This window comes from Phyllobacterium sp. CCNWLW183 (genome assembly GCF_037203775.1).
Classification (GTDB): Bacteria; Pseudomonadota; Alphaproteobacteria; order Rhizobiales; family Rhizobiaceae; genus Phyllobacterium; species Phyllobacterium ifriqiyense.
The window spans coordinates 674,712-699,103 of sequence record NZ_JBBCBN010000001.1 but is presented as its reverse complement, the minus strand read 5'-3'; the positions used below and the strand labels follow the sequence as shown (position 1 = coordinate 699,103).

The 24,392-nt window shown below is 52.1% G+C and carries 22 protein-coding genes; 7 read left to right on the top strand and 15 right to left on the bottom strand.

All coding sequences use genetic code 11. The features are described 5' to 3' along the window. The first annotated feature begins 175 nt into the window (after positions 1–175). Together V9K95_RS03280 and V9K95_RS03275 are read left to right on the top strand one after the other, a co-directional pair. Entirely contained in the window at positions 176–2,689 is a 2,514-nt protein-coding gene (locus tag V9K95_RS03280; RefSeq protein ID WP_307285992.1) for a GcvT family protein, read from the top strand. Between the two features lie 123 nt (positions 2,690–2,812). After that, positions 2,813–3,664: a DUF1194 domain-containing protein gene (locus V9K95_RS03275; RefSeq protein WP_115053258.1), complete on the top strand. Its 852-nt coding sequence runs from the start codon at positions 2,813–2,815 to the stop codon at positions 3,662–3,664. 5 nt (positions 3,665–3,669) lie between these two features. Here the strand turns inward: V9K95_RS03275 and V9K95_RS03270 are convergent, their stop codons facing one another. Next, complete coding sequence (locus V9K95_RS03270; protein ID WP_115052644.1) at positions 3,670–4,668, bottom strand: GlxA family transcriptional regulator; 999 nt, start codon at positions 4,666–4,668, stop codon at positions 3,670–3,672. Positions 4,669–4,886: 218 nt separating this feature from the next. Further along, entirely contained in the window at positions 4,887–5,147 is a 261-nt protein-coding gene (locus tag V9K95_RS03265) for a hypothetical protein (protein ID WP_115052645.1), read from the bottom strand. Positions 5,148–5,284: 137 nt separating this feature from the next. Between V9K95_RS03265 and V9K95_RS03260 the strand changes: the two genes are divergently transcribed. Further along, positions 5,285–6,193, top strand: a complete 909-nt coding sequence (locus tag V9K95_RS03260) for a LysR family transcriptional regulator (RefSeq protein WP_115052646.1) — start codon at positions 5,285–5,287, stop codon at positions 6,191–6,193. Here V9K95_RS03260 and V9K95_RS03255 read toward each other — a convergent pair. The 9 genes from V9K95_RS03255 to V9K95_RS03215 form a co-directional block, all read right to left on the bottom strand. Continuing rightward, positions 6,183–6,905: a copper homeostasis protein CutC gene (locus tag V9K95_RS03255; protein ID WP_336439834.1), complete on the bottom strand. Its 723-nt coding sequence runs from the start codon at positions 6,903–6,905 to the stop codon at positions 6,183–6,185. The genes V9K95_RS03260 and V9K95_RS03255 overlap by 11 nt on opposite strands. Further along, entirely contained in the window at positions 6,902–7,816 is a 915-nt protein-coding gene (locus tag V9K95_RS03250; protein ID WP_115052648.1) for an ROK family protein, read from the bottom strand. The genes V9K95_RS03255 and V9K95_RS03250 overlap by 4 nt, the downstream gene beginning before the upstream one ends. A gap of 66 nt (positions 7,817–7,882) precedes the next feature. Then, on the bottom strand, positions 7,883–9,910 hold the full coding sequence (locus V9K95_RS03245) for an ASKHA domain-containing protein (protein ID WP_336440202.1): 2,028 nt from the start codon (positions 9,908–9,910) through the stop codon (positions 7,883–7,885). Positions 9,911–10,051: 141 nt separating this feature from the next. Beyond that, complete coding sequence (locus V9K95_RS03240; RefSeq protein ID WP_115052650.1) at positions 10,052–11,014, bottom strand: methyltetrahydrofolate cobalamin methyltransferase; 963 nt, start codon at positions 11,012–11,014, stop codon at positions 10,052–10,054. Between the two features lie 10 nt (positions 11,015–11,024). Beyond that, a complete protein-coding gene (locus tag V9K95_RS03235; protein ID WP_307285977.1) occupies positions 11,025–11,897 on the bottom strand; it encodes a methylenetetrahydrofolate reductase in 873 nt (290 codons plus the stop codon). A gap of 16 nt (positions 11,898–11,913) precedes the next feature. Then, a complete protein-coding gene (locus tag V9K95_RS03230) occupies positions 11,914–12,216 on the bottom strand; it encodes a virulence factor (protein WP_115052651.1) in 303 nt (100 codons plus the stop codon). A 119-nt stretch (positions 12,217–12,335) separates the two neighbouring features. Next, positions 12,336–13,007 carry an exopolysaccharide biosynthesis protein gene (locus V9K95_RS03225; RefSeq protein ID WP_307285973.1) on the bottom strand — a complete coding sequence of 224 codons (672 nt, stop codon included), beginning with the start codon at positions 13,005–13,007 and terminating at the stop codon, positions 12,336–12,338. A gap of 68 nt (positions 13,008–13,075) precedes the next feature. Beyond that, positions 13,076–13,651, bottom strand: a complete 576-nt coding sequence (locus V9K95_RS03220; protein WP_307285970.1) for a DUF4893 domain-containing protein — start codon at positions 13,649–13,651, stop codon at positions 13,076–13,078. A gap of 69 nt (positions 13,652–13,720) precedes the next feature. Then, positions 13,721–14,344, bottom strand: coding sequence for a DUF1638 domain-containing protein (locus V9K95_RS03215; RefSeq protein ID WP_336439835.1), 624 nt, complete (start codon positions 14,342–14,344; stop codon positions 13,721–13,723). Positions 14,345–14,412: 68 nt separating this feature from the next. Between V9K95_RS03215 and V9K95_RS03210 the strand changes: the two genes are divergently transcribed. After that, on the top strand, positions 14,413–14,568 hold the full coding sequence (locus V9K95_RS03210) for an entericidin (protein ID WP_115052654.1): 156 nt from the start codon (positions 14,413–14,415) through the stop codon (positions 14,566–14,568). Between the two features lie 75 nt (positions 14,569–14,643). Here the strand turns inward: V9K95_RS03210 and V9K95_RS03205 are convergent, their stop codons facing one another. Beyond that, positions 14,644–15,342, bottom strand: a complete 699-nt coding sequence (locus tag V9K95_RS03205) for a corrinoid protein (protein ID WP_336439836.1) — start codon at positions 15,340–15,342, stop codon at positions 14,644–14,646. Between the two features lie 245 nt (positions 15,343–15,587). On the opposite strand from V9K95_RS03205, the gene V9K95_RS03200 reads away from it, so the two are divergent. Then, positions 15,588–17,177 (top strand): trimethylamine methyltransferase family protein, encoded by a 1,590-nt coding sequence (locus V9K95_RS03200; RefSeq protein WP_115052656.1) that lies wholly within the window; start codon positions 15,588–15,590, stop codon positions 17,175–17,177. Between the two features lie 767 nt (positions 17,178–17,944). Here the strand turns inward: V9K95_RS03200 and bmt are convergent. Both bmt and V9K95_RS03190 read right to left on the bottom strand, forming a co-directional pair. Further along, the gene (gene bmt, locus V9K95_RS03195; RefSeq protein WP_336439837.1) at positions 17,945–18,958 is read right to left on the bottom strand and encodes a betaine--homocysteine S-methyltransferase; all 1,014 of its coding nucleotides are present in this window, start codon (positions 18,956–18,958) and stop codon (positions 17,945–17,947) included. Positions 18,959–19,048: 90 nt separating this feature from the next. Next, complete coding sequence (locus tag V9K95_RS03190; protein WP_336439838.1) at positions 19,049–19,885, bottom strand: helix-turn-helix domain-containing protein; 837 nt, start codon at positions 19,883–19,885, stop codon at positions 19,049–19,051. A gap of 117 nt (positions 19,886–20,002) precedes the next feature. On the opposite strand from V9K95_RS03190, the gene V9K95_RS03185 reads away from it, so the two are divergent. Then, positions 20,003–21,028: a fatty acid desaturase gene (locus tag V9K95_RS03185; RefSeq protein ID WP_336439839.1), complete on the top strand. Its 1,026-nt coding sequence runs from the start codon at positions 20,003–20,005 to the stop codon at positions 21,026–21,028. Positions 21,029–21,037: 9 nt separating this feature from the next. Next, complete coding sequence (locus V9K95_RS03180; protein WP_336439840.1) at positions 21,038–21,805, top strand: phosphate/phosphite/phosphonate ABC transporter substrate-binding protein; 768 nt, start codon at positions 21,038–21,040, stop codon at positions 21,803–21,805. On the opposite strand, the gene V9K95_RS03175 is transcribed toward V9K95_RS03180, so the two are convergent. Further along, positions 21,782–24,358: a GcvT family protein gene (locus V9K95_RS03175; protein ID WP_336439841.1), complete on the bottom strand. Its 2,577-nt coding sequence runs from the start codon at positions 24,356–24,358 to the stop codon at positions 21,782–21,784. The genes V9K95_RS03180 and V9K95_RS03175 overlap by 24 nt on opposite strands. Positions 24,359–24,392 lie beyond the last annotated feature (34 nt).

Below are 24,392 nucleotides of genomic sequence, written 5' to 3'. Positions count from 1 at the left end.
ATTGTAAGGCTGATCTTCAAGTTTTTTAGTTAAGGCAGGCAGTGTTTACTATGCGTCGCGCCATGTTTTGGGCATGTCGCAAACAGGCCTTAGCAATGGACACGCAGAACGGCATAGTGCAAAAAATCATAGATGCCGTTCGAACCCCTCGATCGATACCAAAGGATGTTTAGAAATGAAAACTGAGGCGCGTGTTGTCGTTATCGGCGGAGGTGTAGTGGGTGTTTCAACACTTTATCACTTGGCCAAAAAAGGCTGGAGCGACGTTGTCCTGATCGAACGGAAAGAACTGACTTCCGGGTCCACCTGGCACGCGGCTGGCCTGCTTCCGCTCTTTAACATGAGCTATTCAGTAGGCCAAATCCACAAGTACTCAGTAAAATTCTATCAGGAGCTGCAGGAAGAAACCGGTATGAATGTCGGTTTTACCAATTGCAGCAATATTCGTCTTGCCCGTACCAAGGATCGCTGGGACGAGTATATGTATTATGCCGGTGTCGCTGAGACGATCGGAGTACCGGTGAAGCTACTGACACCGGATCAGGTAAAGGAAATTTGGCCTCTCGCGGAGATGGACGGAATTTTGGGCGCGATTCAGCATCCCGAAGATGGATATATTCAACCGGCTGATCTGACACAGGCGCTTGCCAAAGGCGCACGCGATCGCGGTGCAACGATCTATCGTTATACAACTGTGCTTGGCATCGAACAGTTGCCGTCCGATAAATGGCTGGTAAAGACCGATAAAGGCGATATTACCGCGGATCACGTTGTGTCCGCCACCGGTAATTTTGCTCGAAAGACCGGCAAAATGGTGGGGCTCGATGTGCCGGTTATTCCGGTCGAGCACCAATACATTGTTACAGAGCCTCATCCCGCTATCGTTGAACGCAAAGCAAAAGGCTTGCCGGAGATGGGCGTTCTGCGCGAAAGTGATAGTTCCTGGTATATGCGCGAAGAAAATGGCGGGCTTTTGCTTGGGCCATATGAGCGCGGCGCTCCGGTCTGCTATGTCGATGGACCTTCAGATGGCAGCGAATACGAGCTTTTCCAGGAAGATTTGGACAGGCTCGAGCCTTACATTGAAACAGCCATTGCGCGGGTTCCCGCCTTTGGCGAAGTTGGCATCAAGAAGGTCTATAATGGTGCTATTGCTTATACGCCAGATGGTTCGCCGATCATTGGACCTGCGCCTCGCCTGAAAAATTTCTGGCTCAATGAAGGTCATTCCTTTGGCGTGACTGCGGCTGGCGGCGCTGGCTGGCAGTTGGCAGAATGGATTGTGGAAGGCGAACCCTCGATCGATATGATGGGCGTCGATCCAAGACGCTTTGGACCCTACGCAACTGAGGGTTACCTCAAAGAAAAGAACGAAGAGGCCTATGCGGAAGTCTTCTCGGTTCATTATCCGGATGAAGAACGCGGTGCAGCGCGCCCCTTGAAGCGCTCGCCAACATATGAGCGCCAGAAGGAATTGGGTGCTGTGTTCGGGACTGTCTATGGTTGGGAACGCGCCAACTGGTTTGCACCGATAGAATATGAACTGGACGTCGCAAAGCTGGACAAGCCGGACGTCCTGATGAATCACAATCATCCCAAGCCGGTAAACGGCAAAGTAAAGGAATTGTGGTCATTTCGCCGTTCGAATTACTTCGAACATGTTGGCCTCGAGATCAAGAACGTTACCAGCAATGTCGGCCTGCTCGATATGTCGGCGTTCGCTAAAATGGAAGTGTCGGGTCCTGGTGCACGCCAATGGCTTGATTCAATTCTGGCGAACCGCATCCCCAAAAAACAGGGACGCATCGCACTTTGCCATCTTCTGACGAAGCAGGGTGGCGTTCGCTCTGAGTTCACGGTCTATGAGTGGGTGCCTGGCAAATTCTATTTGGTCTCTGCCGGGGCATATGAGAACCACGATCATGATTATCTCTATAAGCTATTGCCGACCGATGGCTCAGTATCGCTACGTCCCATCACGTCGACCTACGGGGTTTTGGTTCTTGCTGGACCAAACAGCCGCAAGGTGCTTGAGAAGCTGACACGTGCAGATCTTTCCAATGAAGCATTCCCTTGGCTGTCCGGTAAAGAAATAAGCGTAGGCACTGCGACTGCTCATGCCCTCCGAGTTAATTTCGTCGGCGAGCTGGGATGGGAATTGCATCACCCCATCGAACAGCAGAGCGCCATATACGAAATGTTGCTTGAAGCCGGCGCAGAGTTTGGCATCAAGCCATTTGGCATCCGTGCCATGACTGCAATGGCCGTTGAGAAGTCCTACCGTCTCATCCCACGCGAACTATCCATTGAGTATAATGCCTTTGAAAGTGGACTTGACCGGTTTGTTCATCCGAACAAGGGTGACTTTATTGGTCGCGACGCTGTCGTGAAGGCACGTGAAGACGGCTTGAAATGGAACTTCGTTACCTTGGAGGTGCATGTACCTGGCGTATCCGATGTCGACGCAAGGGGCAGTGAACCAATTTACTCCAAAGGCGAACTCGTTGGACGTGCAACTCACGGTACTTACGGCTGGCGCTTAGGTAAAAGTCTTGCGCTGGCAATGGTAAAGCCGGAATATTCGGCTTTGGGTACAGAACTCGAAATCAAGATTCTCGGTAAGACTCACAAGGCTACGGTCATTCCGGAATCACCTTTCGACACTGAAAATGAACGACTGAAGGCTTAGTAACCTTCGTTGGAAAATAAAAATGGCGCCGTTTGGCGCCATTTTTCTTTTGTGTTCATTCAACTGCGCGTGAACGAGTACAAACCCGCTTTGCGTTATTTCATTTTGCGGTACACTTTCCATATGTCATCACAAAAGAAAGCTCTTTGCGGTTTTCTGATACTGGCGGCGCTCTTGGCCAGTTCCTTGGCGCGCTCACAATCAAACGAAATTGATGTGGATGTAGAGCTTGTTCTTGCGGTTGACGCATCGCGCTCGATGCAAAGTTTTGAGCAAAAAATTCAGAGAGATGGTTACGTTGCGGCTTTTCGGCAAAGAGACGTGGTTCGCGCCATTCAGGAGGGCGTTCATGGCAAGGTTGCGATTACCTATGTCGAATGGGCAGGCTCGACAATGCAACGGGTCATCGTTCCATGGATGGTGGTGGACAGTACAGAATCTGCTGAAAAGTTCGCATCCCTACTTGCAGCGCCTATCCCAACAACACAAAGCAGGACGTCTATCTCAGGCGTCATCGACTTTGGCGCCACCCTTTTCGATGATAACGGTTTTAAAGGGTTGCGCCGTGTCATCGATGTTTCTGGAGATGGTGCAAACAATAATGGACGCCCCGTACTTGAAGCCAGAAATGATGCGACCGCAAAGGGTGTAACGATAAATGGATTGCCCCTTATGACCCGGGGCGATTTTTACTCCGATTGGGCCGTCGAGGATTTGGATGTCTATTACACAAACTGTGTCATTGGCGGGCCCGGTGCATTCATGATTCCCGTCAATTCGTGGGATCAATTTCCTGAGGCGGTAAGACGCAAGCTTGTCCTCGAATTAGCGGGAGGTGCATTCGATGTGCACAAGGTGGATTATCGCTCATCAGATATGCCTCCTATCTCGGTTGTACAGAACAAGCGGGAATACGACTGTTTGTCCGGAGAGCGAATATGGCAAAAGAGGATGCAGGACTGGGAGTCCCGCTAACCTGACTAGGCAGCCATAAGCTGCTTGCGATCAGCGCGCTCCTGTTGTGGCGAGCGCCCATATAGTTCGCGATAGCATTTTGAAAAGTGTGAGGCGGAAACAAATCCGCAAGCTACCGCGACTTCAACAATGGGCATTGACGATTGGATCAACAGATGGCGTGCACGATCAAGCCGGATTTCCAGATAGTAGCGAGCAGGGGAACGCCCCATTTCCTGGCGGAACAAGCGTTCAATCTGGCGGCGAGACAGGCCGACATGATCGGCAATTTCTATCAATGAAAGTGGCTCGGAAAGTCGCGCTTCCATCAGCTCGATAATCGTAAGCACTTTTGAATTTTGTACACCTAGCCGCGCACGGAGAGGCAGACGTTGGCGGTCATGCGGACTGCGGACTCGATCGGTTAGAGCCTGCTCGCAAACGCGGTTGACGATATTATCGCCAAAATCATCACCAATAAGTTTGAGCATCATGTCGAGCGCAGCAGTGCCCCCGGCACAGGTGTAAATATTGCCATCGACCTCAAAAAGATCGGCATAAACATCAGCTTTAGGAAAGGCTTCCGCAAAGCCGGGCAGGTTTTCCCAGTGAATGGCACAGCGCTTGCCTGAGAGCAGGCCAGCCGCAGCCAGTATATGCGCACCTGTACATAGTCCACCGACCGCGACGCCGCGGTTGAATTCCTCGCGAAGCCAGGCAAAAACGGACTTGTTCTGGAACTTTTCAACGTGAACGCCCGAGCAAACAAAGACCATTGATGGACGGTCTTCGCCGGTCAAGTAACGCCGCTCATCTTCAAGCGAGGAATTGGCGGCGCATTCAACGCCATTTGATGCTGTTACCGGCTTTGCATCCACCGATGCGAGGCGCCAACGATATGCCTCATATCCCAACATGCGATTGGCAATACGCAAAGGCTCAATCGCAGTCGCAAATGCGATCATAGAGAAATTCGGAACCAGAAAAAATACGAAAGAGCGCTTGGTGAGACCGACTTGATCCATGTTGACCTATGTTCCCGTATCTGGCTTTAAGGCCATGTCGCACCTGAACCAGCATGTTCCGGCGGCGGGCGTGGTCTTTAGAGCTTTTTTTCAGATACAACCATAGAACTATTCTAAATGGAAGGGCTTGGCCCTGTGTCGCAAAAGCGCAGGTGTAACTAATATTAAAGGGAGCAGATAGTTCGTTATCTGCTCCCTTTTTTGAATTGGCTTCGCATTTAATTTGGCCGGCGTTTCATTTCATTGCATTCCTGCACCTGACGCTCGTACAGATCAGGCCAGCCAATATCTTGCCGAATACCTTCGGGCAGTGAATCAAGTGCACTTTCCGTAGCGTGAAATCTGCGGTTGCGAATAACGGAATCGCGTGCATTTAAAACAGCTCGCGCCAAGCCGTGTACGTGCTCGTTAATGGAAGCTGCAATACGCTCGGAAAATCCAATCTCGCCCTTATTATAGCCTTCGTCACAAATACTCATCTTCGTTCTCCTTTTTGAAAAGAAAGGTGCTTCATACTTACCTTTCGATACGCTTGACTATCGGCGCTATTTGATATTCAATCAAACGAAATTAGAGAATGGTATAATTAAGAAAAATTGATCTGTGAGGATGTGACATGTCAGCACCAATGCATCACCCGATTCCGATCCTGGATCTGGACGTATTGCGCACATTTGCAATGATTGCCGAAACTGGCAGCTTTTCCAGCGCTGCCAATGCAGTCTTCCGCACCCCTTCCGCAGTTTCGATGCAAATCAAGAAGCTGGAAGAGGTGCTCGGCCACGTTCTGCTGGAACGTGACGCGCGATCAGTAAAGCTGACCCCAAGTGGCGAGATATTGCTGGGTTATGCCAAGCGCATGCTCTCACTGAACCGCGAAACAGTTGCAAAATTTATTGCTCCGACAGTTTCTGGTGTTGTGCGGCTTGGAGCACCGGATGATGTTGGAGAAAGAGTGCTCCCGTTTGTTTTAAAGAGGTTTGCTGAGTCGCACCCGGATGTGACAGTCGACGTGGTTATCGATCAGAGCAACAACCTACGGAAGCGCCTTGATGAGCAGCGTCTCGACGTGACCTTGGTCAATGTCAATGAGACATTGGCGAAGCATGATGAAATTGAAGTTCTCATGACTGAAAAGATTATCTGGGCCGGAGCCAAGTGCGGTAATGCCCACGAACGCAGTCCACTGCCGTTGTCGATGTGGGAGGAGGGCTGCATCTGGCGTGCCAACGCCATTGAGGCATTGGAGAGCATGGGCCGCGATTATCGCGTCGCTTATATGAGCGCACATACGATGGGCCAGCGCGCAGCCATCGTTGCCGATTTAGCGGTCGCACCATTCTCGAAGTTTCTTCTGGATGACAATATGGTTCAACTTGGACCAGAGCACGGATTACCCGAGCTTGGTGAATCAAAGCTTGGTATGCTCGTCACCAAGAATGCCGGTGCCCACATTAAAGCAGTAGCTCAACATCTTCGCGTCTATTTCGAAGGGTATGAACGTACTGGCAAACTTACCTGCTGAGGCAATAGTTTTTCAAAGCTCTAACGAGATCCGGGCAAGTCTGCTTTTGCGAGGCGGTTTCAAAACCAAGCCGCCTTGCCGATTCACTGACAATGGGCCGGGAAACCGCGCAAGATGAATGTATTTCTGCAAAGGGAATGCGATCAAGGAGCATCTCGGCATTGTCGATGTTGACGCCCGATCCGGGCATGATTTGTATCCGTCCGTCAGCAAGCTCAAACGTTTGCTGCAGATCATCAACACCTTCGCGAGAAGTTGGCGCGCGTCCGGAGGTGAGGATTCTTTCAAATCCGAGATCGACTGCCATATTAATGGCATCTTCAAGGTCTGGCACGAGGTCAAATGCACGATGCAACGTAACACCCAGTCCGCTGCATTGCCGGATTAGCCGTCCAAGCGTCTTGTGATCCAACTCGCCGCTGATCAGGTTTGCGCCAAAAACAACACCTGAAAGACCGCTCGCACGAATAACATCGATTTCGCGAAGCATTGCATCGACATCAGTTTCGTTGAAAACGAAGTTTCCTGGACGGGGCCGGATCATCGCGTAGATAGGTATTGATGATGCAGCAGCTTGACCGATCAGGCCGGGAGTTGGCGTCAAGCCACCGAGCTCGAGTGCGGAACAGAGTTCCACGCGGTCAGCGCCACCCTTTATTGCCGCTGCCAACCCTTCAGGACTATCCACGCAAACTTCAAGTAAAACAGTCATTTAGGCAGTTCCATCAATCCTAGAACTCCAGCGCCGATCAAGCCGGGTTCAATCTTAAGTTCTGCCGGAATTACCAGCGGCCTGTCAGTCCGTCTTAAGATACGGCGGCGAACTGCTTCGTCCAGTTTGCCGATCAGGGAGCGGGAATTAGCGAGTCCTCCGCCAACTGGTACAATAGAGGCTCCGACTATGTTGAGTGTCATTGCCAATGGTGCGCTTACAATATCAACATAAACGTCAATCGTTCGAGCTGCTGCCTCGTCACCAGCATCCCAAGCTGCAATAATCTCTGTGCTGGCAAGCGAAACACCGTGAATATGTGCATGGAGCCGTTCCATGCCGCGAGCCGCTCCTACTGCATCAACGCAGCCAATCTGACCGCAACCGCATGCATAACGAGGTATGGCAATGGGCGGGTTGCCTGCAAGTGTCGCCGAAACAGGACCATGGCCCCATTCGCCTGCAAAACCTCCAGTCCCCTCGTGAATTTTGCCGTTTATAACCAGGCCACCGCCAACGCCTGTTCCCAGAATGATGCCGAAGACAACCCGATGATTGCGTCCAGCACCGACGACAGCTTCGGACAATGCAAAACAGTCAGCATCGTTTGCCACAAGCACTGGCCGTTTCAGTTTCTCACTAAGGTCCGCAACCAACCGGCGGCCATTTATACATGGGATATTGGCACAAGTGATCACGCCAGTGTCAGAGTCGACAACTCCCGCGATTGATATAGATATCAGACTTGTCGGAGCCACGCCGCCATCAGCTGCAATTTTTTCTATTGCCATGGCAAATAGATCGAAGTCGTGCAGGGGAGTAGCAACCTTGGACAAAGGGCGAATATCTTCTGGCGAATAGGCTATCGCACCCTTGATGGCTGAGCCACCAATATCAAAACACGCTATCATAGGTGGTAATTTCCGGAATCACTCATATGAGGTTGTTTGATAGCGGAAATTACGAAAGTAACAAAGCTAATCACGTGATCGGCGGGCAGCGCGATCCTCACGTGAACGGCGACGCGGCGTGGCGTCACCTGCAATGCCATCCTCGCTGACATTTTTGCGTGGAGGCAAGGTAACGGCTTTGGACAGTCTTGGGAAAGGATCGACCTTGTTCGGCATCGCCATTGCATAAACGAAATGTTCTTGGAACTTCGGTTCAAGAGCCGTTTCAATTTTCTCGATGCGAGTAACAGTGTCCTCGATTTCGCGGCGATAGTTACGGTTTAGCAGAGCCATGCGTGCGCCGGTACCCGCCGCGTTACCCACGGCTTGAACCTTGTCCAAATCGCAATCAGGGATCAGACCGAGAACCATGGCGTATTTCGGATCGATAAACGAGCCAAAGGCACCGGCAAACCGTATTTGATCGACGTGATCAATGCCCAACTTGTCCATCAGCAACTTGACCCCGGCATAAAGTGCCGCTTTTGCCAGCTGAATGGCTCGGACATCTGTCTGGGTAATGGTAATTGTCGGCATACCTTCATGCAAAAGGTAGGAAAACGTGCGGCCAGTTGCCATAACGCGTGGTGATTTGGCAGCAAGGCTACCGTCGATCACGCCATCTTCGGAAATTATTCCAGACAGATACATCTCCGCAACGACTTCAATAATGGCCGAGCCGCAAATGCCGGTAATACCGCTTGCCGCCACAGCGTCATCAAAGCCCGGCTCGTCGGACCATTGTTCTGTGCCGATCACCCGGAAGCGAGGCTCCAGAGTTACAGGATCTATGCGAACCCTCTCAATGGCGCCGGGTGCTGCACGCTGACCACCAGAAATTTCTGCACCTTCAAAGGCCGGACCAGTCGGCGATGAAGCCGCAACTGTGCGGTGACGATTTCCCAGAACGATCTCGGCATTGGTGCCTACATCAACCAGCAACATCATCTCTTCTTGGCGATGCGGGCCTTCCGCCAGAGTGGCGGCTGCAGCATCAGCGCCAACGTGCCCAGCGATACATGGCAGCATGTAAACACGGGTTCCGGGATTCATCGGAAGGCCAATGTCAGATGACTTGAGATGCACAGCGCCTGAAACCGCCAGCGCAAATGGCGCTCCACCTAGCTCTGTCGGATCAATGCCGAGGAAAAGATGGTGCATGATCGGATTGCCGACGAAAACTGCATCGAGAATATCTTCGCGGGCAACTCCGCCTTCGGCGCAGACCCTGTCGATCAGTTCATTTATCGCCCCACGAACGGCGGTGGTCATGCCTTCGCGTCCGTCCGGATTCATCATGACATATGAGACGCGGCTCATCAGGTCTTCGCCGAAGCGGATTTGCGGATTGGACGTGCCCGCCGATGCGATGGTACGAACTGAAAGAAGCGACGACAGATGCATGGCAATCGTCGTGGAGCCTATATCACAAGCAATGCCATAGGCTTCATTCTTGAGGCCAGGCCACAAGCCGATTATGGTTGGGCGGGATGTCTCTTCATCATGGTGGATAGCGGCAGTGACGCCCCATTCGCCCTTGCGAAGTATCTTCTGAACATCGGCGAGAAGATAGGTGTCGACGTCTATATTGTGAAAGCCCCATTCCTTTTCGAGCGCAGCCTTCAGTCGGTCCAGATCGCCAAGCGGTTTGTGCATGTCGGGCTCTTCAACCTCGACATAGCACATGCGGATAGCGGGATTACGCTCGATCACGCGTGTGTCGACGTCTTTGCGTACGACCTGTGCATTGACTTGAACGTCTTGCGGAACGTCGACAACAAGATCGCCAAGGATTGTCGCCGAACAGGACAGGCGCCTGCCTTGTTTGAGGTCCCGCTTTTCCGCGTATCGTTGCTCTTTGGCGCCAAATTCCGAAATATGATCGTTGGAGGAGGTAATGCCATGTTTGGCAAAGCGGCCCTCCTGTACTTCGACCTGACAACGGCCGCAAATACCGCGACCGCCACAAACACTTTCGACATATACGCCGAGAGTACGTGCTGCATCGAGGATAGGAGTGCCAACTGCAAAGCGACCACGCTTTCCTGAAGGCATGAAAAGCACGAGTGCTTCTCTGGCGGAGCTTTCAGGTGTTTTAACGGGTGCGTTCAAGATCGGTACTCCAAAACTCATTAGGTGGAGGGCAGGGTGTAGCCTCCACCTATCTATGCCGGGCCGAGCGTCTGACGCAAACGGCTAGCTTGCGACGCCGCGTCGCGCATCTCGTCCACCACGGCGACGACCACCACCGGATGAATCGGCAGGGACAGAAATTCCCGCAGTTGCACCTGCCGCTGCTGGCTGGTGGTCACGGTATTTTTTGATCCAATAGGTGCAATTGGCATCGGTGCCGTTGAGAACATTGGCAGCGTGCACCGCTTCCATCTCCTGTGGGCGGCATGGATTCATAATGGCCGACGTCATCCCAGCGCCGATGACCATTGGAATGAAACCGGCATTGATGCCATGACGATGCGGTAAACCGAACGAAATGTTTGACAGGCCGCAAGTGGTATTTACCTTGAGTTCTTCCCGCAGGCGGCGAAGCAGGGCAAATACCTGACGTCCCGCATCGCCGAGGGCTCCGATGGGCATGACCAGCGGATCGACAACAATGTCGTGGGCGGGAATGCCGAAATCAGCGGCACGTTGAACGATCTTCTTGGCAACCGCAAAGCGAACGTCTGGATCCATGGAAATTCCGGTCTCGTCGTTCGAGATGGCTACGACCGGGACATTATATTTCTTTATAAGCGGAAGAATGGCTTCTAGTTTTTCCTCTTCACCGGTTACTGAATTCACCAATGGACGACCTTTGGCAACACGCAGAGCAGCTTCGATAGCTGCCGTAACCGAACTGTCTATGGAAAGCGGCACGTCAACCAGATTCTGTACGATCTCAAGTGTCTTGACCAGAAGATCAGGCTCCGTAGCATTCGGATCCACCGCGGTTACCCCGGCATTCACATCCAGCATGGTTGCGCCAGCGGCCACCTGTTCCAGTGCATCCCTGATGACAGTATCGAAGTTTCCAGCCACCATCTCTGCGGCAAGCTTCTTGCGCCCGGTAGGGTTGATCCGCTCGCCGATTACGCAAAAAGGCTGATCGAAACCTATGATGATCTCTCTGGTTGCCGAGGCAACGATCGTACGGGTCATGCAGAAATCCTTAATTGGCCGCTGAGTTGACTGCTAGGTAGGGTGTAGCGTTCAAGTTCCATGAACCACGATCAACCAGCCATTCGGATGATTTCTTCAGGCCACCAAACGGAAACACGTGTATCTGCTTGATCGCGGATGCCGGATTGGCAATCGCGTGCTGCTCGATTGGGCCAACTACACCCTCCGGAGAATGGCTTGTCGCGAGCGCAGTTAGCGAAAGCGCATTCTTCTTCAAGAAGCTGATTGAATTACCTACACCACACATTGCAGCATATTTAATCAGCGTTGTGATTTTTGCGGGGCCTGCGACGCCCAGATGGACTGGCAAATCCACGCCATGCTCGCGCAGCGATTCCGAATAACGGATAAAGCGATCAGCATCAAAACCGAACTGGGTGACTACCCGAATACGAGCACCGGTGCGTTCACCGAAATTCTTCTTGAGGCGAAGCGCCTCCAAAGCAACAGCTTCGGAAAACTCAGGGCTTCCTTCCGGATGACCGGCAACACCCATTTCCGTAATGCCATATTTATCAAAAAAGCCGGTTTCAAGAACCTGCATTGTGGAAGAAAATTCACCGGCCTGACGCTCAAGACCACCGCCAATGACGAGGACATCTGTGACGCCAGCTTCCTGCGCAGCGCGTTGAATGCGGGTTTCCAAGGCAGCTTTTGTCGAAAGGCGACGCGAAGCGAAATGTGGAACAGGCTTATATCCAAGATCATGAACGCGCTTTGCAGCCGCTGTGAGCGTATCAACGCTATCGCTGCCCATGTCAGTGATATAAACACGCGTACCGGCCGGGAAAAGGCCCGGAAGGTCTTGGGATTCGATAGCCTGGCGCGCTGCGACTTCGATTGATGCTGCGATTTTTGTCATTGGCTTCGCTCTCAATTCATGAATTGTCATGTCCACCTGCCTTTACAAGCGCCACAAGGCGTTCCCGGTCATAATCATTGTCAATACGGGCGAGGGCCGTATCAGCCTCAGTTTCAAGATCGTCACTGACAGGCACCGGCGTGCCGCGACGCCATTCGGCCAGATAAGCGTCAGAATCTTTGGCACCTATGCGCATCGCGCACATGTCGATAGCTTCAGTAAAACGAATGGGGAGTTCACGCTTTGCTGCCTGGCGGCCTTTTTTGACGGTCACTTGGGCGGGTATATCCCGCCAATAAACGACAATGAGATCAGCCATGCAAAAGGTCCTCCGACAACGTTCCTTGTGCCGGAAAATATTGGGCTAAGCTAGCTATCTCACGACGCACGGGCACTCAAATGCGACGTACCGTGGTGCTATTTTTGCGACAACTTATTTTAGAAGGGCCAAAAACTCGCTGCATAGGTAATAACGCTGGCAGCGACGAAGGCAAAACCAGCGACAATCGCAATTGAGACAACACCTATTGTAAGCCCTGCAAACAATAGTCGCCCATCGCGTTCACATAAGGCAATTCCGATAATTGCAGTTGCGAGCGCTGGGAGCCAGTTTGAAAGCGGCATCGGCAATACGACTGACATGCCGAGAATAGTAGTAAAAGCACCGAGCAAGCGGTCGCCTTGTTTCCGACCAAACGGCCAGTTGCGTGGTTTTATAAAGCGCTCGAGCCATTGGAGCCTGGGCACAATCTTGTCGGAAACCTGCCTGAAACGTTCAGGCGAAATTGACTTTGTGCGCAGAAAAGAGGGCAGCCAAACGGAATCCCGTCCCATGACCATTTGAACCGACACAAGCACAAGGGGGATACCTGTGACTATTCCAGTGCCAGGGGGCAGTGGCAGCAGGTTCAAGATGGCAAAGAACGTCAACAGCGCAGCAAAACTGCGATCTGTAAATGCGTCCTCCAGTTCGGTGAATGAAACAGGAGCGGTAACGGAAAGAGATAAATCCTTGAAAACCTGAGAGAGAGGCCGCGGATCGTTGTCCGCTTGCATCTCTTCTATGTGGTCCTCAGGACTTGGTTTATGGTTTGCTTGAGTAGCAGTCATGTTCTCGTCTTGCTTGTGCTTTCGACGCATATGGCGTGAGCTTGGTGACATTGCAATGACGAAAGGGCTTAACGTTTTAATTCCAGAACATCCAAAATTGACTCGAGCGCTGGTGAGGGAAACTCAATCCGGAACGAGTTCGTTGACATTCGGTAGGCATAACCTACCTCGTCAGTATCAGCGCCAGAACCATATTTTTTCGGCTTTTCACCAGCAATAAAGCCACTTCCCAAATAGATCAGCCTTGTGTCACTATCAGTGAAGAAGCGACCTTTGGTACGCTGCGATCCGCTTATCTTTTCCAGCATCCAACCGGATCCATCATCGGTGACACGACATTTGAACCAGCTGTAAATTACCAGCGGCGTGGTTTTCCCAAGCTTTATTGTGCGGCATTGCCAGTTGCCGGTCATGTCAAAATTCTCACCAAATCCGAGAGTGGGCGCGGCAAGAATATCGTTGAGTTTGGCTATATCTGCCGGTTCTCCGCCTTTTCTTGCTTCGCTCAACGCCTGCGCTTTGGTTGTTTCATGCGAGGCGAGACGAACTTTGTCTGAAGCCGTGATGATTTTGTTGATGGTCCCATCCGCAAAAGCAGAATGTGCGATGCAGATCAGAAGAACTGTCAAAATGGGAAATCGCATGGAAAATTCCTGTTGGAATCAAAAAACAAAGAGAAATTAAACTCGCTGACATTGGGGGAGGCAAGCCGTTCAGTGACCGGCTGCCGCCTTCAGTGCAGGTACCAGGTCGCCATAGCCGGTAAGCCGACGCTCGTAAGCCAATCCTAAGAACTCTGCGGCTTTTTCAGCTTTTACGCTCAGTTCCGGATTGTCTGTTTGTGCCATATAGACCATCTTTTTGTAGTTGCCGAAATAGATGTCCCGCAATTCCGGATGGCGATCCAATCCCAAGGGTTTGACCATGAAGGCGTCAAAATGGCGGGCAAGAAAATCTGTCATGAAAAATGATGTCATGTCATCATCCCATTGTGCGGCAAAGAGGTCGTTACCCGCATAGAATGAAAAGCAGTGAGGGCCAGCAATCCGTTCCACACCGTGCTTTTCGCATACCCGATCCAGCAAACCGCCCGTTCCGCAGTCAGCATAACCGATGAAGATGTTTGTTATACCTTCGGCCTTGGCTTTTTGAATAGCTTGATCAACAGATGGCGCTATTTTGTCAGGGTAGTGGTGATACTCCGCCGGCAGGCATATCAACTGTAAATGATCGAGGCCAAACTGTTCGCGAATGGCAAGCACTTCGCGTGCAATCATTCCGCAAGCAATGATCCGTACAGGCTCCGGTTGAATTGTGTGGTTTCGGCTAACATTCATGGAACCGATGTTGCTCCATCGCGTTATGCGAACGTTGGATTTAATTTATCAGAACGGGAGACATTTCCATGAAACTATCACACTTTGCTCCGATTGCAGCTATTCTTGCTGTAGTTACACTAGCGGGCTGCGCAAATACCATTCGGGGCGTGGGTGCCGATGCTGCAAATACTGTAAATGCAACTCAGAACGCAGGCCACCGCGTTGCAAATTCTGCTCAATAATTAAAGCGCCAATATGGCGCTTTCTCCCATTTTACTGAGAACGAGCGGCTGCATTATCATGCGGCCGTTTCGTAATTATGCGCCCGACATCTGATTATGTTTGCGCTTCATGTAGGATTTTGCAGTTTCAACGGCAACCGCCGCATCGCGGCAATAGGCATCCGCGCCGACTGCTTTGCCGAACTCTTCATTAAGCGGTGCACCGCCGACGAGTACCACATAGTCGTCCCGAATGCCTTTTTCCTTCATCGTGTCGATGACGACCTTCATATACGGCATTGTCGTGGTCAAAAGCGCCGACATGCCAAGGATATCGGGTTTGTGCTCTTCAATGGCCGCCAGATAATTTTCAACGGGATTATTGATGCCGAGGTCAATCACATCAAACCCTGCGCCTTCCATCATCATGCCAACGAGATTCTTGCCAATGTCATGAATGTCACCCTTAACAGTGCCAATTACCAGCTTGCCCTGCTTGGGCGCGCCGGTTGCTGCAAGGAGAGGGCGGAGGATGAACATGCCTGCTTTCATCGCATTGGCTGACAGCAAAACTTCCGGCACGAAGAGGATACCATCGCGGAAATCTTCGCCGACGATACGCATTCCCTCCACTAGCGCTTCAGTCAGGACCCTATAGGGCACCCAGCCGCGTTCAAGCAGAATGTTTGTGCCTTCTTCGATCTCTTCCTTGAGGCCGTCATACAGATCATCGTGCATTTGCTCGACGAGTTCTTCGTCTGAAAGCTCCGAAAGAATGATTTCATCGTCGGCCATTTCTATGCTTCCTTTCGCGCCTCATGCAGATGTAAACAAGGGTTCTGGCGTTTCTCTATCATATCGGGCAAGTTGCTGAAAACACATTGCTTAAATGCGACCTCGTAAATGACGAAAACGACTGTTGGTTGTCTCCGATGCGCCACCGGGTGCCGCACACGGAAACGCTCTTGCAGGCTATGCGGTTAGGATTTGGTCTGTTGAAGGAAAAGCCTGCGCTCACGAAGCGCTGAGGAGATAAGAAAATGAGTGAGGATACGTCAGTTGATGCTTCCGCTGAGGCGGAAACAGGCGGTGGTGTTCGCCGCGGTCGTGGCGCAGGAGCTGGAGCTGCCGCGCGCCGTGCCGCACGGTCTGGTGGCGGGCCTGGAAAATCACTGACTTATATTACCCGCAAGATAAATACCTATGAGGTGCTGGACGAGGAAGGTTTGGCGATTATCGAAGCCAATGCCGACACAGTGCTGGAAGAGATCGGTATTGAGTTTCGCGATGACGCAGAGGCCCTCGCACTGTGGAAAGAGGCTGGCGCTGATGTCAAAGGCGAGCGGGTTCATTTTCCAAAAGGTTTGCCACGCTCACTTTTGAAAACAGCGCCTTCAGTTTATACGCAAAATGCGCGCAATCCGGAGCGGTCGGTCCAGATTGGTGGGAAAGCGACAGTTTTTGCCCCTGTATACGGTCCGCCTTTCGTTCGCGACCTCGATGGCAATCGTCGCTATGCGACCATTGCCGACTTTCAGAATTTCGTGAAGCTCGCCTATATGGCCCCCTCGATCCATCACTCGGGCGGTACAGTCTGTGAGCCGGTGGATGTGCCTGTAAACAAGCGCCATCTTGATATGATCTATGCTCATATCAAATATTCCGACAAACCATTTATGGGATCTGTCACTGCACCCGAGCGGGCTGAAGATACAATTTCCATGTGCAAACTTGTGTTTGGTGAAGATTATCTTGACCAGAACACAGTGCTGACCAGCCTTATTAACGCAAATTCACCGATGGTTTTCGATGAGACGATGTTGGGCGCATTGAAAGTATATGCACGCAACAATCAGGCCTGCATCGTCACGCCATTCATTCTTGCGGGCGCAATGAGCCCGGTTACCGTGGCTGGGACGCTGACGCAGGTTCTGGCCGAGGTTCTGGCGGGGGCGTCGTTTACTCAGTTGATTCGTCCAGGCGCTCCGGTCATTTTCGGTACTTTTGCTTCATCTATCTCCATGCAATCGGGAGCACCGACATTTGGCACTCCTGAGCCATCGCTTGTGTCATACGGCGCTGCGCAACTTGCACGCCGGCTCGGATTGCCGTTCCGCACGGGTGGTTCGCTTTGCGCATCAAAGGTTTCCGATGCTCAGGCGGCCTATGAAAGTGCAAACACTTTGAATTCGACGCTGCTGGCGGGTACAAACTTTGTGCTGCACGCCGCTGGTTGGCTCGAAGGCGGATTAGTATCCTCTTACGAGAAGTTTATGATGGATATTGACCAGCTCGGCATGGCCCAGAAAATCGCCGAAGGCGTCGATCTTTCCGAAAACGGCCAAGCTATGGATGCCATCAGGCAGGTTGGGCCCGGCAGCCACTATCTCGGCTGCGACCATACACAGGCCAATTTCCAAACAGCCTTTTATCGTTCGAACATTGCTGACAACAATTCCTATGAGCAATGGCTTGCTGAGGGTGAAAAGCGTGCCGACCAGCGCGCCAACGAACTTGCCCGCCGTTGGCTGGAGACTTACGAGGCGCCGTACCTTGATCCGGCAATCGATGAATCGCTCAAAGAGTTTATTGCCAAGAAAAAGGCATCGATGCCCGACGCATTCACCTGAAAGAAGCCCGAAGACGGCCGGGCTAAAGTGGCCGATTTTATCCATAAAGACGTCTGGGCCTCGGCAGTTAAGGGGTAGGTTGTCTGGCAATGACTGCTGACATGAAGTTGGATTGGATTGCTGCGGAACTAAGGCCTTTTGGCCTTGTTCCGCGCGGTAGTTTTATGTTTGATGCCAAGACACCGGCCCCGAGCCTTGGTGAACATACCGATTTCAAAAGTGCGATAATGATCGGGCATTTCGGCTCGACCATATGGCCGCACTTCGGTCAATGGCGGCAGTCGCAGTCAAATATGGATGATCCGCTGGATAGTTGGTCAAAGGAAATACTAAACAAAGTCGCCACGCGTGTGGGGGCCTTTGCCGTTTTCCCTTCCGACCAACCGTATCAGCCATTCCAGGAGTGGGCAAAGCGCGCTGAAGGGCTTTCCGCTTCTCCGCTCGGGTTGCTGATTCATCCCCAATATGGACTGTGGCAGGCGTTTAGAGGTGCGTTACTGTTTGATAGTGCTCTCGAGCCTTCGCAACTGTCTCCAACCATTCATCCATGTGATGTCTGTTTGAGTAAACCGTGTCTATCAGCCTGTCCTGTTCAAGCTTTTGACGGGATCGGCTTTGCGGTGGATCGCTGCCGGGACCACCTTTGGACTGACGGTTTCGAATGCATGGATAGAGGATGCAAAGCGAGGCTGGCATGCCCCGTTGGACGGGAACACGTATATGTATCCGATCAGCAGCGCTTTCACATGGCCGCGTTTGCGTAGGCTCTAACCGCGCCGCCCACGACGCTCGCGTTTGGGGGTGTTGTCGGCATGGGCAGCGAGCTTGTTGCGCATCGGCCCTATGACTTCAACAATTTCTTCCACCGTTGGCCGTGGTCCATGTGTATGGCTATCGAGCGCTTTGCGCATGGCTGCCAGATGTTCGAATGACGTACCGCAGCACCCACCGATGATTTTCGCACCGCCGTTAATTGCCATATGGGCATAGTCGGACATGAGTTCAGGTGTGCCGGAATAATAAATCTCGGCGCCGCGAAATTCCGGAATGCCGCAATTTCCCTTGATTACAATAGTGGCTGACGGATCGGCCTCGCTCATATCGAGCAGGGATGCCAATATATCCGAGGCACCGACGCCGCAATTGGCGCCAACCGCGACTGGACGTTCTGCCAAACCGTCTACTACGCCATGAATTTCCTTGGGTGGCAGGCCCATCATAGTCTTGCCGGCCGTATCAAAGGAGCCCGTATAGACATAAGGAAGACCGACTTTGACTGCTGCCTCCGCTGCTGCGCGAATTTCACCGGGCGCAGACATTGTCTCGATCCAGGCAACATCGACGCCACCAGCCTTCAAGCCTTCCAATTGTTCTGTGAACGCAGCAACCGCATCTTCTTCGGTGAGAGCGCCAAGCGGAACCAGCAACTCACCTGTAGGGCCTACTGAGCCTGCAACAATAACTTTCCGATTTGCCTTGTCGGCAACGCCTCGAGCCAATTCGGCCGCTGCCTTATTCAACTCGAAAACGCGATCTTGAGCATGGTGTAGTTTAAGGCGGTGCCGTGTGCCGCCAAACGAGTTGGTCAAGATAATATCGGCACCCGCGTCCACGAAGCCCTGGTGCAATGCGGTTATTTTTTCAGGTTGCGCTTCGTTCCAAAGCTCCGGTGCTTCACCTGCTTCAAGACCTGCAGCAAAAAGATTGGTGCCGGTAGCACCGTCAGCCAATAGCACACCCTTTTCAGCAATCAGTTCGGCAAGCGGGTTCGCACGGTTCATCGAAGTTGTCCTTTAATTGTATGATATGCTGATATAAAGAAATCTTTATATGTGGTCAATTCCCATATGCGACAAGGCCCGACGCTGTGGCTATTTTATTGTCAAGGACGAAACATAGCCGGCGACTTCGTGCGCGTTGACCTTCGCTACGCGTATCAGACCGTCAAAGTGGCGCTGCATCGTCAATACAGATTCTGTTGTGTTGAGGACGAGGTACATACCGCCAACGAACAGGGCGACTCTGTAAGGTCCAAAAACCGTGTAAGGCACGGAAAATTTCTCGCGCCCATCGAACAGATAGAGACGGAAGGAGGGGTAAAGTTCTTCCAGCAACGACGACATATGTCCAAGTTGCTCAGCGCGAACGTCCTTGGTCAATTCGCTCCAGATTCCGTTCCCGGACGCAAAATCATTCAAAGTTTGAAACGGCATGCAGACTTCCATGTCTGTACCGGGTTGGCGATTATAATCGAGACGAAAGGCCGTTTCGATCATTTGCGCCGCCGGATCGCGATGAACCATGGATGTTTCATAGGCGATGACGGCAGGGGTACGCAGCAAATCCGGAATACGCGCTGGCACATAGCGAATCTTGCTACCGGTTGCTTCAGCATGCCAGCGGACCAGAAGAGTGCGCTCGAAATTATCCGGCCCTTCCTCAATCTCCATGCTTGGGCGTAGCTCGCCGGTAATCCCTTCATCTTGACTAAGGCCCAGCAGCCAATCCAGGGAAACCGAATGTCGCTCAGCAATATTGAGCAAGGTTTCAACCCTGGGGAGCCGCGTTGACTGGCCAGATAAGAGCTGTGACAGCGCAGAACGGTCAATTCCAACCGATTGAGCGAATGCCGATTGATTCTCGCCGCTACGATTGAGAAGGCTTTTTATCCGCGTTTGAAACAGGCGCGAAAGATCTCGCTTATCCATCTGGCCATCACTATTTGTTTATAATGTACAACAAATGCATTATTTGGTGCGCAAAATCAACACCTAGTCACAATTGTATCATTGCTGACAGTTCCTGACAGTGAGACCATGAAAAACATGGAATCAGAACGACATACCTCTCATTCATCCGCAAATCACAAATGGCACCGTATTGAATGGCCGACTATTGGTTTGATGGTGTTGTGTTACGGGCTTTGGATTTTTGCAGGGCTTTATCTTTATCCCTCAATGCCGATTTTGGCGCTTTTGCTGATGGCCCTAGCAGTCGCGTTTCATTCGTCACTGCAACATGAAGCCTTGCACGGTCATCCAACACGCAATGGGACAATTAACGAGCTGCTCGTCTCCGTACCACTTGGAATGTTCTACCCGTTCAGGCGCTATAAGCACCTGCATCTCAAACACCATGCTGATGAGCGCTTGACCGACCCTTATGATGACCCGGAAAGCTATTTTCGCGCGCTGGGTGATTGGAACAAACTGCCAAAGCCTTTGAAAATCTTGCTGAACTGGAACAATACGCTTGTCGGCCGGGTTATAATTGGCCCTGCATTAATGGTTGCCGGGTTCCTTATAAGCGAGTTCAAGCTCGTCTCTGGCGGGGAACGTAAGACACGCAATGCATGGGTTTTGCACTTGCTTGGTCTCATTCCCATGCTTGTTGTCGTCTGGGCTTTGTTTGATATTCCCCTCTGGATTTATACGCTCACCGCGGCTTATTGGGGATTATCAATCATCGCCATCCGTACCTATTGCGAACATCAATGGTCAGAGCGCCCTGATGGGCGGACGATAATTGTCGAGAAATCTCCATTGGCGCTGCTTTTTCTCAATAATAATCTGCATTTTGTTCATCATAAGCGCCCCACCGCACCTTGGTATGATCTGCCGCAAATCTATGATGAACAACGAGATGAATGGCAGCGGATGAATGGCGGCTACGTATTTCGTAACTATTTTGAAATTCTGCGCGCCTATGCATTCCGCAAGAAGCAAGAGGTTGTCCATCCCGTGCTAAGACGTGAGCCTGCGACAGCACGGGCTTTTCGTCCCCGGCGTCATGGCATCAGTATGCAGGGCGGTTCAACTTTACCTATTCCCGCAGAGCCACCGAAAGATTAAGTATAGCGCATGACTCTGGTGGCGGCTTTGCCGATGTATGATTGGCCGGAACGACGTGCAGAAGTGGATGCGCAATGGTCCCTCCTGCGTGACATTCTTCGCGCAGAAAGCTTTGATGCACCGGATCACCTGACAAGACGCAACGCCGACCTGCCTGCGGTCCCGGGGGGCATTAGAGATGCTGCGGGCAATATTATCGCCCCAGACCCGGCGACGTTGCCGCCAGATGAACTCGATCTTCCCACGCTTTGGCGTCATCCCGCTCTTTTATTGGCGCAGACCTGTTGGGGACCGATGGAGCTCGGGCTGCAACCACATGTCCGGCTTGTGGGACAGGACGACTACTCCGGCACAGAAGGCGGCAAGGAAGCGTTTTATTCCAGTCCGATTGTAATGAGGCGCGGTGAGGGTGTTGCCGTAGCTGCTCCCCCCGACGGAAAGCCCCATCTGCCTTTGGATACAATCAGGCAAAAACGTCTCGCGTTTAACAGCCCCGATTCCATGTCTGGATATCTTTCTCTGAAGCGCGACCTTGAGGCTTTGGGCGAGACACTAGGTCTCTTCATTAGTCATTCCGAAACGGGTGGGCACCGGAAATCTATTAAGGCCGTAGCAACCGGTCGTGCGGACGTTGCTGCCATAGATTGCAAATCATGGGAGTTGGCCCAGCGCTATGACGAGGCGGCCAGTGCTCTTGTCGTTGTTGGCTGGACAGGCAGGCGCAAAGGCCTGCCTTTCATTTCATCGCGGGAATTACCCGCGCATCTTTTCACCTGATGGGTCGAATGGTGGCTCGATATTGATCCGGGCGGCTCTCCGGCGTCCAAGGATTTCCACTTCGAACAAGCCCTGGTCCTCATTTGCAGCAAGTTCTGCAGGCACATATCCCTGTGCCATGGAATGCCCTACATAGTGGGCATAGCCGCCGGATGTTACCCAGCCAACCACACGCCATTCGCCTTGCACGGCACCAATGTCTCCAGCATTGGCGACAACTTCACCTTCCTTATTGAAGCGCGGAGCACCGACGCCATGGCTGGCCTGAACGACACCGTAATCCTTGGAGACTTTTGCCCAAATGGGTTCATCGCCCATGACATCTGCTGCATCATCACTTGATGGTACATCAATGATAAGCGAGACACGGCGTAACTTCGTGCTGGTACCAGCATCGAAGTCTGCTTTTTCTCGCATTGCCATTTCCCTGCCAATGAAATCATTCTTGGAGAGCTTGACGAAGCGATCCATTGAACCCTCATAGGGACCGTAGATCGGCCGCAGTTCGCGATACCATGTCGGGAAATTCTTTTCGAGCCGCATGGAGAGCAGGGCACGCATACCGAAATCGACAATATCATATTCAGCGCCAGCATCCTTGATCGCCTTGTAGACCAGCCTTTGATAGGCTGGTTCCATCCATATTTCGTAGCCAAGATCGCCCGTATAGGAAATGCGGTTTACCCTGCATGGCGCGCCCCCAACGGCCATCTCCCGATAATCCATAAAGCGAAACGCAGCATTGGACACATCTTCATCAACAAGTTTGGCGAGAACATCGCGTGCTTTCGGCCCTGCAATCGACAAGCCGACCAATGTTTGATCAAAACGATGAATAGTAACGGAACCGTCTTTTGGCTGCTGCTTTTGGAACCAGCGCATGTGATAACGCTGTGCCGCTGATGAACCCCATATAACAAAGCGCTCGTCATCTGCCTTTGCAATCGTAAAGTCGCCGATAAGCTTGCCTTCGTGATTGAGCATCGGTGTCAGGACAAGGCGTCCCTTTTTCGGCATTGTGTTGGTCATCAACCGGGAAAGAAAGGCTTCCGCTCCGATGCCTGTAACCTCGTACTTAGCGAAGTTGGCAATTTCGGTAACGCCTACACGCTCACGCGTTGCCCGCACCTCTTTGCCAATATGCTCGAAATCGTTGGAGCGGTGGTAGGAAACGATGTCCTTCGCTTCTGTGCCTTTGGGTGCAAACCAGAGCGGTGTTTCCAGACCCCAGGAATCACCCATCACGGCATTTTGCGAGAGCATCGTTTCATAGAGCGGTGTGGTTTGTTGAGGCCGCGCGGCTGGTAGCTCTTCGTTGGGAAATCGTATGGAAAAACGGCGAGAATAATTCTCGCGAACCTTGGCGTTGGTATAGCGCAAGGTTGCCCATTCACCGAAGCGAGCGACATCCATACCCCAAACATCAAATCCGGGCTCGCCATGCACCATCCAGTTGGAGAGTGCCAGACCAACGCCACCGCCCTGACTGAAACCGGCCATGACAGCGCATGCGGTCCAATAATTGGTCAGTCCAGGGACAGGCCCCACCAGGGGATTGCCGTCTGGTGCAAAAGTGAACGGCCCATTGATAATTTGTTTTATTCCAGCCTTTTCAATGCCTGGAAAATGCTTGAACCCGACTTCCAAGGAAGGGGCGATACGATCAATATCCGGCGCAAGCAGTTCGTGACCAAAATCCCAAGGCGTATTGACCGGGGACCATGGCTTCGCGGCCTTTTCATAGGTGCCAAGCAGAATGCCATTGCGTTCCTGCCGCGTATAGATTTCACCTTTGAAATCCATGACGCCAATGAGCTCGCGACCGGTACTCTGGTTGAATTCCATGACCTCCGGAACATCTTCGGTCAGGAGATACATATGTTCCATGGCGAGAACGGGCAGTTCCAGTCCGACCATACGACCCACTTCACGGGCCCAAAGACCGCCGCAATTAACGACATGTTCGGCTTTTACCGTTCCTTGCTCGGTAATCACGTTCCATGTGCCATCAACCTCCTGCGTTAATTCGACGACGCGATTACGCAGCGATATTTCAGCTCCGAGTTTGCGTGCAGCCTTGGCATAGGCGTGTGTTGTTCCAGATGGATCAAGATGACCCTCGACCGGATCCCACATGGCGCCGACAAAGTTGCTTTCGTCCATTAACGGGAACATGGCTTTGGCTTCGGACGGTGTGATCAGTTCGGTATCCATGCCAAGGTAGCGTCCTCGTGCATGCGCTAGCCGCAAAAAGTCCATGCGTTCCGGGCTGTCGGCCATCATGACGCCGCCAGTTAAATGCAAGCCGCATGATTGACCGGAAAGCTCTTCAATTTCCTTGTAAAGGCTGACCGTATAAGCCTGCAGCTTGGCTACATTTGGATCGCCATTAAGTGTGTGAAAGCCGCCGGCAGCATGCCATGAGGAACCCGATGTTAACTCTGAGCGCTCGATCAGCAAGACATCAGTCCAGCCAGCACGAGCAAGATGGTAAAGGACTGAACATCCGACAACGCCGCCGCCGATGACAACTGCTTTAACGTGCGATTTCATGCAATTAAGCCTCTTGGGTATAAATATGATTCAA